Source organism: Stenotrophomonas sp. TWI1183, assembly GCF_039673115.1.
GTDB lineage: Bacteria > Pseudomonadota > Gammaproteobacteria > Xanthomonadales > Xanthomonadaceae > Stenotrophomonas > Stenotrophomonas maltophilia_AA.
Genome location: NZ_JBDJKZ010000004.1, coordinates 172,343 through 183,863, shown reverse-complemented (window position 1 = coordinate 183,863; position 11,521 = coordinate 172,343). Strand labels below are relative to the sequence as shown.

The window sequence follows — 11,521 nt, the reverse complement described above, 5'->3', positions numbered from 1 at the left end:
CAGCCACGCGTGGCGTGGCTCTACCCCTCAGCGTCGTTCGATGGTGAAGCGGCCCACACCCACGCCCAGGTCCCAGCCCTTGCCGGTGCCCGCCAAGGCGAGCGAGATATCGCCCTTGGTCATCACCTGGGCATTGCTGGATTTGTCGGCACCCGCATGCGCTTCGACGGAGGCATAGGAACCGATCAGGTCGTTGACCGAGTAGGCGCCGGAGAACTTGCCCTTGCCGTCGACGATCTTGGACTTGCCTACGGTGAGGCCGCCGCCCTTGGCGGTGATCTTGACCGGAATGCGCGCGCCGTTGTCGCACTGGATGGTGCCGGTGCCGGAGGCGGTCTTGTACAGCACCGACCAGCCCGCCAGGTTGTAGTGCAGCTCGCAATCAATGTTGCCGGCAGCCTGCGCGGCCGGGACGGCCGAGATGCCGGCCAGTGCGATCAATGCCAGGGAGAACTTTTTCATGCAGGTCCGCTCGTACGCAGTGGGAACGCGCCGAATCTAGCAGCGTGCGCGTGTGGCGCGGATGATGCGCATCGCATGCATCCTGCGTCCGTTCAGCCCGAGCGGCCCGCGTAGTGCCGGCCGCTGGCCGGCTCCAGGCAATCCTGCAACGCCCATGAGCGCCGGCCGCTGGTCGGCAATGCGCACCGCCAGCAGCGTGCAGAGCCGGCCAGCGGCCGGCACGACCGTTTCAGCTGCGTTCCTGCAGGCTGAAACTGTCGGCATCGAGCATCGCCGGGAAGCGCGCGCGGTGGGCAGCGAGTGCCGCGGCCGAGATCGTGGTGGTGACCACCTGCTCGGTTTCGCGCACTTCCACCTGCGGCTGGCCGAGGAAATCGATCACCGCGCTGTCGCCGGCGTAATGCAGGTCGTTGCCGTCGACACCGATCCGGTTCACCGCCGCCACATAGCAGAGGTTCTCGATCGCGCGCGCGCGCAGCAGAGTCTTCCACGCATAGGCGCGTGCCGACGGCCAGTTGGCCACGAAAATCTGCAGATCGAAATCCAGCTGGTCGGCGCGCTCCACGTTGTAGCGGTTGCGGCAGAACACCGGGAAACGCAGGTCGTAACAGACCTGCGGATTGATCCGCCACCCCTTCCACTCCACGCTCAGGCGCTCGCTGCCAGCGGCATAACGCTCGTGCTCGCCACCGTAACGGAACAGGTGGCGCTTGTCGTAATACCGCAGCTCGCCCTCCGGGGTGGCCCACAGCAGCCGGTTGTAGACGCCCTCGCCCACCCGCAGCTGCACGCTGCCGGTGACCGCCGCGCCCAGGCGCACGGCCTGCTCGCGGATCCAGGCCACGGTCGGGCCGTCCATGCCTTCTGCCTTGTCGATGGCGTCGTTGGAGAAGCCACTGGTGAAGGTCTCCGGCAGGATCACCAGATCGGTCTGTCCGGCCAACGGCGCCAGCAGTGCGCCGTAATGCGCGCGGTTGCCCGCCGGGTCGTGCCAGCGGGTGTCGCCCTGGACCAGGGAAACGCGCAGGTCCTGCAGATCGGTCGCGGCGCGCATCACAGGGCCCGCAGACGTTCGATCGCCGCGTCCATCGTGGCGTCGTTCTTGGCGAAGCACAGGCGGACCAGGCGCTGGCCGGCGGGCGCGGTCTCATAAAACGGCGACAGCGGGATCGCTGCCACGCCCTTCTCGATCGTCAGCCATTTCACGAATTCGTGGTCGGGCAGATCGCTGATGGCCGAGTAATCCACCAGCTGGAAGTAACCGCCCGGCACCGGCAGCGGCTGCAGGCGCGTGGTCAGCAGCTGCTCACGGAAGCGGTCGCGCTTGGCCTGGTAGAACGCGCCCAGTTCCAGATGGTGTTCGGGCTCGTCGCGGATCATCGCGGCGAAGCCGTACTGCGCCGGACCAAAGCTGGTGAAGGTGTTGTACTGGTGCACCTTGCGGAACTCGGCGGTCATCGCCGGCGGCGCGATCGCGTAGCCGATCTTCCAGCCGGTGCAGTGGTAGGTCTTGCCGAAGCTGGAAATCACGAACGCGCGCTCGCGCAGCTCCGGATGGCGCAGCGAGGATTCGTGGCGGCGGCCGTCATAGATGATGTGCTCGTACACCTCATCGGAAATCAGGTAGATGTCGGTGCCGCGCAGCACATCGGCCAACGCCTGCATGTCGTCAGCGGTCAGCATTGCGCCGGACGGGTTGTGCGGCGTGTTGACCATCAACAGCCGGGTCCGCGGGGTGATCGCGGCACGCACGCGGTCCCAGTCGACCGCGAAGGTCTGCGGGTCCAGCGGCACGTGCACGGCACGTGCGCCGGCCAGGTCGATCGCCGGCTCGTAGCAGTCGTAGGCCGGGTCGAGCACGATCACTTCCTCGCCCGGGCGGACCACGGCGTGGATGGCGTTGAAGATCGCCTCGGTGGCGCCACTGGTGACGGTGATCTCGGCATCCGGATCCACCTGCGCGCCGTACAGATCCAGCGACTTCTGCGCGATGGCCTGGCGCAGCGGCGCCACGCCGGTCATCGGCGGGTACTGGTTGAGCCCGCCCTGCATCGCGGCAATGGTTTCATCGATCAGCCGCTGCGGTGCGGAGAAATCCGGAAACCCCTGGCCCAGGTTGACCGCGCCATGTTCGGCGGCGAGCTGGGACATCACGGTGAAGATGGTGGTGCCCACCTTGGGCAGCTTGGTTTGCGGTGGCATCGGCAGGCAGGATCGAGGGGGTAGATGACGAAGTGTACGAAATCCCCCGAAGCCATGACGGTCGTGCCGGCCGCGGGCCGGCACGACGCCGCCCGTCCCCGATACAATGAACACTCCTCCCGGTGTGAAGCCTGAGCCCTTTGAACGCCCCTCCGTTGCTGGCCGCGCATGGCCTTGGCTTCAGTCGCAACGACGAACCCGTCTTCGGCCCCCTGGACCTGCATGTCGATGCCGGGGAAGCCCTGCTGGTGCAGGGCGACAACGGTGCCGGCAAGACCACCCTGCTGCGGGTGCTGGCCGGCCTGCTGCGTGCCGAGAGCGGGCACGTCGAGATCGATGGCAAGCGCGCCGGGCACAAGGAACGGGCGAATTACGTGGCCTATCTGAGCCACCTGCCCGCGTTGAAGCCTGACCTGGACACGCTGGAGAACCTGCATTTCCTGTGTGGCCTGCACGGTCGCCGCGCCCGCCAGATGCCCGGCAATGCGCTGGCGATCGTCGGCCTGGCCGGGTATGAGGACACGCTGGTGCGGCAGCTGTCGGCCGGCCAGAAGCGCCGCTTGGCACTGGCCCGCATCTGGCTCTCGCCCGCGCCGCTGTGGCTGCTCGACGAGCCCTACGCCAATCTCGACCTAGAGGGCATCAATCTGGTGAACCGCATGATTTCCGCGCACCTGCGCAGCGGCGGCGCTGCGCTTGTCACCACCCACGGTGCCTATGCCGCCCCGCCGGTGCGCACGCGCCTGCTGACCCTGGGCGTGGCGGCATGATCGCGCCGGGTACCGAACCGGGCCTGTGGCAGACCGCACGGGCGCTGGTCGCCCGTGACATGCGCCTGCTCTGGCGGCGCCGTGGCGATGCCCTGCAGCCGCTGCTGTTCGCGCTGCTGGTGGTGGTGCTGTTCGCGCTGGCGCTGGGCCGCGATCCGGAGGCGATGGCACGCGTGGCCGCGGCGGTGATGTGGCTGGCGGTGCTGCTGGCCGGCCAGCTGGCGATGGACTCCCTGTTCCGCAGCGATGCCGAAGACGGCTCGCTGGAGCAATGGTTGCTGGCCCCTGTGCCGCTGGCCTGGCTGGTGCTGGTGCGAGTGCTGGTGCACTGGGCCACCACCGCCCTGCCGCTGATCGTGATGTCGCCGCTGCTGGCGGAAATGCTGCATCTGCCGCATGACCAGTTGCCGATGTTGCTGGCATCGTTGCTGCTGGGCACCCCGTTGCTGAGCCTGATCGGCGGGGTGGTCGCCGCGCTGACGGTCGGCATCCGGCGCTCTGGTATTCTCGTGGCGCTGCTGGCGCTGCCGCTGTACGTGCCGGTGCTGGTGTTCGGCGCAGGCAGCGTGGCGGCGGTCGCCCGCGGCCAGGATCCGATCGGCGCGCTGCTGATGCTGGGCGCCGGGCTGGTGATTGCGCTGGTGCTGGCCCCGCTGGCCACGGCCGCCGCGATCCGCATCTCGCTGAGTTGAGCGGTATGGCGTACTGTCGGTGGCGTGAGCTGCGTTGTGAGCGTCACCTGCATCTGCGTCACCCGTTGCCGAGCCACTCCACGTCCGTTCCATCGTCGCCCTTCGTTGGATAGCCACTGCCGCATGCACCCGATCGTCCGCTGGTTCCACCAACTCGGTTCGCCGCCTACCTTCGACCGCTTTGCCGCGCGCTGGTCGCGTGTGTTCTACCTGGCGGCGGTGCCGGTGCTGCTGGTCGGCATCTGGCAGGCGCTGGCGGTGGTGCCGGCCGATTCCAAGCAGCTGGACAGCTTCCGCATCCTCTACATCCACGTGCCCAGCGCGTGGATGAGCCTGTTCGTGTTCGCACTGATGGCGCTGTACGCGGCAATCGCGCTGATCTGGCGGATCAAGACCTGCGAAATCCTGGCGATGGCCTGCGCCCCGCTCGGCGCCGGCTTCACCCTGATCACCCTGCTCACCGGCAGCATCTGGGGCAAGCCGACCTGGGGCACCTGGTGGGACTGGGACCCGCGCATGACCACCGAACTGATCCTGCTGCTCCTGTACCTGGGTGTGATCGGCCTGTATTACGCCATCGAGGACCGCCGCAGCGCCGCGCGCGCGGCCGGCCTGCTGTCCATCGTCGGGGTGAGCCTGCTGCCGGTGATCCGCTATTCGGTGGAATGGTGGGGCAGCCTGCACCAGGGCCAGACCATCCGCCTGTTCGGCGACTCCACCCTGGATGCCAGCATGGCGCTGCCCCTGTGGCTGATGGTGATCGGTACCAAGCTGTGGTTCGCCGGCTCGCTGCTGGCCAAGGCCCGCGCCGACAACCTTCTGCGCGAGGCAGGCAAGGCCTGGGTCGCCGCAGGGACCCGCGCGCCCCTGGAGGACAACCGCGCATGACCCACCTTCCCTATGTGATCGCCGCCTATGCGGTGTTCGTGCTGGTGCTGGGCAGTGATGCCATCGGCTCCTGGCTGCGGCTGCGCTGGGCACGCCGCCTGGCTGCACGCCGCCAGCAGCGCCAACAGGCCCGCGCGGCGGCGGGCAGCACGCCGCCAGTGGCGCCGGAGCTGACCCGATGAATCCGGTCCGGCGTCGCCGCCTGCTCTGGGTGATGCTGCTGGTGCTCGCCTCCGGCCTGGCGACCGCGCTGGTGGCGATGGCCCTGCAGCGCAATATCGCCTACCTCTACACCCCTTCCGAAGTGCTGCGCGGCGATGCCGGCGATCACGCCCGGTTCCGCCTCGGCGGCATGGTGGTCAAAGGTTCACTGCAGCGCGCGCCCGGTTCGCTGGATGCGCACTTCGTGGTCACCGATGGTGACGCCACGCTGCCGGTGATCACCTCGCGGATCCTGCCGGACCTGTTCGCCGAGGGCACCGCCGTTGTCGCCACCGGACGCCTGCAGGATGGCCGCTTCGTCGCCGAGGAAGTGCTGGCCAAGCACGACGAGACCTACATGCCCAAGGAAGTGGCCGACAAGATGGGCCAGGCACATACCAAACACGATGTGCCCGTGCCGGCACCGGAGACGTACTGAGTGCTGCCGGAACTGGGGCAGATCCTGCTGGTCACCGCCCTGCTGATGGCACTGCTGCAGACGGTGCTGCCGCTGTGGGGTGCCCATCGCGACCGCGCCACGTGGATGGCGGTGGCACGTCCGGCCGCCTACGCCCAGCTGGCACTGCTGCTGGGCGCGTTCGGCGTATTGACGGTGGCCTTCGTGACCCAGGATTTCTCGGTGCGCTATGTCGCGGAGAATTCGAACTCGCTGCTGCCACTGGCGTACCGCTATTCCGCGGTCTGGGGCGCGCACGAAGGCTCGCTGCTGTTGTGGGCGCTGGTGCTGGCGGTATGGTGCGGCGCGGTGGCACGGTGGTCCAAGCGCCTGCCCGCCGTCGTCTCCGCGCGCGTGCTCGGGGTGCTCGGCATCATCAGCATCGGCTTCCTCGCCTTCCTGATCTTCACCTCCAATCCGTTCGCGCGGCTGATCCCGGCGCCGCTGGAAGGACGCGACCTCAACCCGCTGCTGCAGGATCCCGGGCTGATCATCCATCCGCCGATGCTGTACATCGGGTACGTGGGCTTTGCGGTGCCGTTCGCATTCGCGATCGCCGCCCTGCTGGAAGGCCGCGTGGATGCGCGCTGGCTGCGCTGGACGCGGCCGTGGACCAACGTGGCCTGGGGCTTCCTGACCCTCGGCATCGCGCTGGGCAGCTGGTGGGCGTACTACGAACTGGGCTGGGGCGGCTGGTGGTTCTGGGATCCGGTCGAGAACGCCAGCTTCATGCCGTGGCTGGCCGGCGCGGCGCTGATCCACTCGCAGGCCGTCACTGAAAAGCGCGGCAGCTTCGCCAGCTGGACGCTGCTGCTGGCGATCGCGGCGTTCGCGCTGTCACTGCTCGGCACCTTCCTGGTGCGCTCGGGCGTGCTGACCAGCGTGCATTCGTTTGCCGCCGATCCCTCGCGCGGCACCTTCATCCTGATCTTCCTGGCCCTGGTCATCGGTGGCGCACTGCTGCTGTATGCGCTGCGGGCCGGCGCGCTGACCAGCGAGGATCCGCGCCGCGGCTTCCTGCCGACCTCGCGCGAAACCCTGCTGCTGGCCAACAACCTGCTGCTCGCCGCCGCTTGCGGCATGGTCCTGCTCGGCACGCTGTATCCGTTGCTGGCCGACGCGCTCGGGCTGGGCAAGGTCTCGGTCGGGCCGCCCTACTTCGGCACGTTGTTCGTGGTGCTGATGGCGCCGCTGGTGGCGCTGTTGCCGTTCGGGCCGCTGGTCAACTGGCAGCGCGACCAGGCCTCGCGCCGCGTGGCGATGCTCGCGCCGTGGGCCGGGCTGGCCCTGCTGCTCGGTGTGATCGCTTACTTCATGGCGCCCCAGGGGGCACTGAAGACCGCCGCCGGCGTCACCGGGGCGGCCTGGGTCGCGTTCGGTACCGGGCGCTTCGTCTGGACCCGCCTGCGCGGCAACGGCAGGTTCACCGCCGAGATGGTCGGCATGCTGCTCGCCCATGGTGGCGTGGCCGTGTTCCTGGCCGGTGCGCTGCTGGTCGAAGCCTTGAACGTGCAGCGCGAAGTCGCGCTCGCACCGGGACAGTCGCTGGTGGTGGGCACGTATGAAGTGCGCTTCGAAGGCGTGGACCATCAACAGGGCCCGAACTACGTCGCCGATCGCGGCCACCTGCGCGTGCTCCAGCACGACCGTGAACTGGCCCTGCTGCATCCGGAAAAACGCCTGTACGCCAGTGGCGGACAGGTGATGACGGAGGCCGGCATCCACGCCCGCCTCAACGGCGATGTTTACGTGGCACTCGGCGAGTCGCTGGGCAACAATGCATGGGCCGTGCGCGTGCACATCAAACCGTTCGTCCGCTGGATCTGGCTGGGCGCGCTGCTGATGGCACTGGGTGGCTTCGTCACCGCCGCCGATCGTCGTTTCCGTCGTCCCTAGGAGTTCCCCGTGTCCGATCCCCGCCCTGCCTCCCGTCCGCTGCCGCCCGTGGCCATTGTCATCGGGGTGCTGTTCTTCTTCGGGCTGCTGGGGCTGATGATCTACGGGGTGATGAAATCCGGCGCGCCGGACCGCGACGTGCTGCCCTCGGCGCTGATCGGCAAGGCCGCACCGGCCTTCGAGCTGCCGGTGCTGCACGATCCGCAGATCAAGGTCAGCAGTACTGAACTGCGCGGCGCGCCCTATGTGCTCAATGTATGGGGCAGCTGGTGCGCGGCCTGCCGCGACGAACACCCGATCCTGACCAGGTTCGCCGAAACCAAGCGCGTGCGCGTGATCGGCTACAACTGGAAGGACGAGCCGGCCGATGCGCTGCGCTGGCTGGAACAGCTGGGCAATCCGTTCGTGCTGGTGCTCAGCGACATCGAAGGCCGCACCGCGATCGACTGGGGCGTCACCGCCGCGCCGGAGACCTTCCTGGTCGACGCCAGTGGCGTGGTGCGCTGGAAGTACAGCGGCGCGCTCAGCCAGCGCGTCATCGATACCCAGCTGATTCCGGAACTGGAAAAGGTGGAGCGTGCCCATGCCAATGCCCAGCCGCAGCTGCCGGCCTCGCCGTAACCGGATGACCCGCCGGGTCGGCGTGGCGCTGATCGCGCTGGCGCTGGCGCTGGCATTGGCCTCGCCGGTCATGGCGCAGACCGTCTCCGACCCGACCCCGTTGCAGTACCGCGATGCCGCCGAGGAAGCCCGCTTCCATGCGTTGGCCGCCGAGCTGCGCTGCGTGCAATGCCAGAACCAGTCGCTGGCCGATTCCAATGCACAGATCGCGCACGACCTGCGCCGTGAAGTGCTGGTACTGATGCAGCAGGGCAACAGCGATGCACAGATCAAGCAGTTCCTGGTCGACCGCTATGGCGAGTTCGTGCTGTACCGGCCGCCGATGGAGGCCCGCAACGCACTGCTCTGGTTCGGCCCGCCGGTGGCGCTGCTGATCGGCGCGGGCGTGCTGATCTGGGTGGTGCGCCGTCGCAGCCACGGGATCCAACCGATGGACAAGAGCGAGGAACGCTGGTGAGCCTTTGGATGGCCCTGAGTGCCGCGGTGTTCGCGGCCGCCCTTGCTGCACTCGTACTGCGGCCGCTGCGTGCAGGCGGTTCGCACCGCCCCTTCGTGATCGCCATGCTGGCGCTGGGGTTAGCCGGTGGCGCGCTGTACCTGCTGGTCGGCACGCCGGATGCGGCCGAGCGGACCGCGACCAGCGACGAGCCGGCCACGCTGGAAGATGGCGTGCAGGCGCTGCAACAGGCGCTGGCGAAAGACCCACAACGCGCCGATGGCTGGGCCCTGCTCGGCCGCTCGCAGCTGGCACTGGGCAAGCTGGCCGAGGCCATGGCCGCGTTCGACCGCGCGGTGCGGCTCGCGCCGGACGATCCCGGCATCCTGGTCGAAGCGGCGCAGGCGCGCGCGCAGGCCGCGCCGGGCAAACAGTTCGATGACCAGGCCCTGCAATGGCTGCGTCATGCGAACGCGCTGGCGCCGGAGAGCGAGCGGGCCGGCTGGCTGATCGGCATCGCCCTGCGCCAACGCGGCCAGGACGCCGAGGCCGCGAAGGCCTGGGAAGCCCTGCTGCCGACGCTGGAACCCGGCGCGGCGCGTGCGTTGCGCGAGCAGATCGCCATCGCACGTGGCGCTGCTGGTCTGCCGCCGCGGCTGGAAACGCCTGCCCCTGCCGCGGCGGGCGACCACGCCCTCGCCGTGCAGGTGCGCTTCGCGCCCGGAACCGCGATGGATCCGGCCTGGGCCAACGCGACCGTCTTCGTGATCGCACGCGCGCCGGACGGCCCGCCGATGCCGGTCGCGGTGCAGAAGCATCCGGCCAGCCGGCTGCCCCTGCTGGTCACGCTCGGCGATGGCGACAGCCCGATGCCGACCAGCACGCTGTCGCAGCTGCAGGAGGTCGAGGTAGTGGCACGGCTGTCGCGCTCGGGCCAAGCCAACCGCCAGCCGGACGATGTGGAAACCGCGCCGGTACGGGTGCGCCTGCCCCATGCCGGGCCGGTGTCCCTGGTATTCGATCGCCCATGACCGGTGCGCGGCCGCGACGCAGCGTGCCGCCCACCACCACGGCGCCATCGCGGCGCCCGGCTAAAATGCGCGCATGACTGAATTCATTCCCCCCGGCACCCGCTACCACGCCCTGCCCTCGCCGTTCGCGTTCAAGCGCGGCGGTGCACTGCGCGAGGCGCATGTCGCCTACGAGACCTGGGGCACGCTCGACGCGGACGCCGGCAATGCGGTGTTGATCGTCACCGGGCTGTCGCCGGACGCGCATGCCGCGGCCAACGCCGACAATCCGGCCGCGGGCTGGTGGGAGGCGATGGTCGGCCCGGGCAAGCCGATCGATACGGATCGCTGGTTCGTGATCTGCGTGAACTCGCTGGGCAGCTGCAAGGGCTCGACCGGTCCGGCCAGCATCGACCCGGCCACCGGGGAGCTGTACGGCCTGCGCTTCCCCGAACTGTCGATCGAAGATGGCGCACGCGCAGCGGTCGAGGTGGTGCGCGCATTGGGCGTGGCCGAGCTGGCCTGCGTGATCGGCAACTCGATGGGCGGGATGACCGCGCTGGCGCTGCTGTTGCTGCACCCGGGCATCGCGCGCAGCCATATCAATATTTCCGGCAGTGCCCAGGCGTTGCCGTTCTCCATCGCGATCCGCTCGCTGCAACGCGAGGCGATCCGGCTCGACCCGCAGTGGAATGGCGGTCGCTACACCGACCAGGCCTATCCGGAATCGGGCATGCGCATGGCGCGCAAGCTCGGCGTGATCACCTACCGCTCCGCACTGGAATGGGATGGCCGCTTCGGCCGCGTGCGCCTGGATTCGGACCAGGCCGATGACGATCCGTTCGGCCTGGAGTTCCAGGTGGAAAGCTACCTGGAAGGCCATGCCCGCCGCTTCGTGCGCTTCTTCGATCCCAACTGCTATCTGTACCTGAGCCGCTCGATGGACTGGTTCGACCTGGCCGAATACGCCGACGGCGACGTCATGGCCGGGCTGGCGAAAATCCAGGTGGACAAGGCGCTGGCGATCGGCGCGAACACCGACATCCTGTTCCCGGTACAGCAGCAACAGCAGATCGCCGATGGCCTGCGCGCCGGTGGCGCCGACGCACAGTTCATCGGGCTGGATTCACCGCAGGGCCACGATGCCTTCCTGGTCGACTTCGCCCGGTTTGGCCCGGCGGTCAGCGGCTTCCTGTCCTCACTCTGAGTTCGAGCATGCGCCTTCAAGGAAAGATCAGCGAGTGGAACGACGCGCGCGGCTTCGGCTTCGTGCAGCCCCATGGCGGTGGCGAGCGCTGTTTCGTCCACATCCGTGCGTTTTCCGCGCGCGATCGGCGGCCGGCGCTGGGCGATGTGATCACCTATGACGTGCAGACCGATGCGCAGGGGCGCCGCAATGCGACTGCAGTGCGGTTTGCGCTGGCCCGTGATGGCGCACGTCCTGGCGCACATTCTGGCGCACATGCTGGCGCGCGGGCCGCAGCGCGCGGCGCGGGGCCGGATCGATTGCCACGCACGGCCATCGCGCTGGTGTTCCTTGCCGGCATCATTGCCGTGGCGATGTGGCAACGTTGGCCGTCATGGGTGCCGGGCATCTACCTGGCCCTGAGCGTGGTCACGTTTGCCTGGTACTGGCATGACAAATCCGCGGCGCAGCACGATCGTCAGCGGACACCGGAAAGCACTTTGCAGGGCCTTGCCCTGCTGGGTGGCTGGCCGGGTGCGCTGATGGCCCAGGCGATGTTGCGGCACAAGAACCGCAAAGCCTCCTTCCAGCAGGTGTTCTGGACGACAGTGGCGATCAACCTCGTGGCCCTGGGATGGCTGATCCACGACGGCAGCCTCCTCGGGTAGATCCACGCCATGCATGGATGGCTTTCCTCGCC

Annotated in this window: 14 protein-coding genes; 11 read left to right on the top strand and 3 right to left on the bottom strand. The window is 68.5% G+C overall.

Annotated features, from left to right (window positions below; all coding sequences use genetic code 11):
* Nucleotides 1-27: 27 nt before the first annotated feature.
* The 3 genes from ABE434_RS06105 to ABE434_RS06095 all read right to left on the bottom strand — a co-directional run bounded on the left by ABE434_RS06105 (nt 28) and on the right by ABE434_RS06095 (nt 2,664).
* Nucleotides 28-462 (bottom strand): hypothetical protein, encoded by a 435-nt coding sequence (locus ABE434_RS06105; protein WP_346478192.1) that lies wholly within the window; start codon nt 460-462, stop codon nt 28-30.
* A 229-nt stretch (nt 463-691) separates the two neighbouring features.
* Nucleotides 692-1,498: an amidohydrolase gene (locus tag ABE434_RS06100; RefSeq protein ID WP_346478229.1), complete on the bottom strand. Its 807-nt coding sequence runs from the start codon at nt 1,496-1,498 to the stop codon at nt 692-694.
* Between the two features lie 17 nt (nt 1,499-1,515).
* The gene (locus ABE434_RS06095; RefSeq protein WP_346478191.1) at nt 1,516-2,664 is read right to left on the bottom strand and encodes a pyridoxal phosphate-dependent aminotransferase; all 1,149 of its coding nucleotides are present in this window, start codon (nt 2,662-2,664) and stop codon (nt 1,516-1,518) included.
* Nucleotides 2,665-2,804: 140 nt separating this feature from the next.
* On the opposite strand from ABE434_RS06095, the gene ccmA reads away from it, so the two are divergent.
* From ccmA to ABE434_RS06040, 11 genes are all read left to right on the top strand, one after another.
* Nucleotides 2,805-3,434 carry a heme ABC exporter ATP-binding protein CcmA gene (ccmA, locus tag ABE434_RS06090; protein WP_346478190.1) on the top strand — a complete coding sequence of 210 codons (630 nt, stop codon included), beginning with the start codon at nt 2,805-2,807 and terminating at the stop codon, nt 3,432-3,434.
* Nucleotides 3,431-4,126, top strand: coding sequence for a heme exporter protein CcmB (gene ccmB / locus ABE434_RS06085; RefSeq protein WP_346478189.1), 696 nt, complete (start codon nt 3,431-3,433; stop codon nt 4,124-4,126). The genes ccmA and ccmB overlap by 4 nt, the downstream gene beginning before the upstream one ends.
* 123 nt (nt 4,127-4,249) lie before the next feature.
* Nucleotides 4,250-5,014: a heme ABC transporter permease CcmC gene (gene ccmC / locus ABE434_RS06080; RefSeq protein ID WP_346478188.1), complete on the top strand. Its 765-nt coding sequence runs from the start codon at nt 4,250-4,252 to the stop codon at nt 5,012-5,014.
* Nucleotides 5,011-5,196 carry a heme exporter protein CcmD gene (gene ccmD / locus ABE434_RS06075; protein ID WP_346478187.1) on the top strand — a complete coding sequence of 62 codons (186 nt, stop codon included), beginning with the start codon at nt 5,011-5,013 and terminating at the stop codon, nt 5,194-5,196. The genes ccmC and ccmD overlap by 4 nt, the downstream gene beginning before the upstream one ends.
* Nucleotides 5,193-5,654 (top strand): cytochrome c maturation protein CcmE, encoded by a 462-nt coding sequence (gene ccmE, locus ABE434_RS06070; RefSeq protein ID WP_123730743.1) that lies wholly within the window; start codon nt 5,193-5,195, stop codon nt 5,652-5,654. The genes ccmD and ccmE overlap by 4 nt, the downstream gene beginning before the upstream one ends.
* Nucleotides 5,655-7,568: a heme lyase CcmF/NrfE family subunit gene (locus tag ABE434_RS06065; protein WP_346478186.1), complete on the top strand. Its 1,914-nt coding sequence runs from the start codon at nt 5,655-5,657 to the stop codon at nt 7,566-7,568.
* Nucleotides 7,569-7,577: 9 nt separating this feature from the next.
* Entirely contained in the window at nt 7,578-8,189 is a 612-nt protein-coding gene (locus tag ABE434_RS06060; RefSeq protein WP_346478185.1) for a DsbE family thiol:disulfide interchange protein, read from the top strand.
* 70 nt (nt 8,190-8,259) lie between these two features.
* Nucleotides 8,260-8,646 (top strand): cytochrome c-type biogenesis protein, encoded by a 387-nt coding sequence (locus ABE434_RS06055; protein ID WP_346478228.1) that lies wholly within the window; start codon nt 8,260-8,262, stop codon nt 8,644-8,646.
* Entirely contained in the window at nt 8,640-9,656 is a 1,017-nt protein-coding gene (locus tag ABE434_RS06050; protein ID WP_346478227.1) for a tetratricopeptide repeat protein, read from the top strand. The genes ABE434_RS06055 and ABE434_RS06050 overlap by 7 nt, the downstream gene beginning before the upstream one ends.
* A gap of 73 nt (nt 9,657-9,729) precedes the next feature.
* Nucleotides 9,730-10,842, top strand: coding sequence for a homoserine O-acetyltransferase (locus ABE434_RS06045; RefSeq protein ID WP_346478184.1), 1,113 nt, complete (start codon nt 9,730-9,732; stop codon nt 10,840-10,842).
* An 8-nt stretch (nt 10,843-10,850) separates the two neighbouring features.
* Nucleotides 10,851-11,489 carry a cold shock and DUF1294 domain-containing protein gene (locus ABE434_RS06040; RefSeq protein ID WP_346478183.1) on the top strand — a complete coding sequence of 213 codons (639 nt, stop codon included), beginning with the start codon at nt 10,851-10,853 and terminating at the stop codon, nt 11,487-11,489.
* The last annotated feature ends 32 nt before the right edge of the window (nt 11,490-11,521 follow it).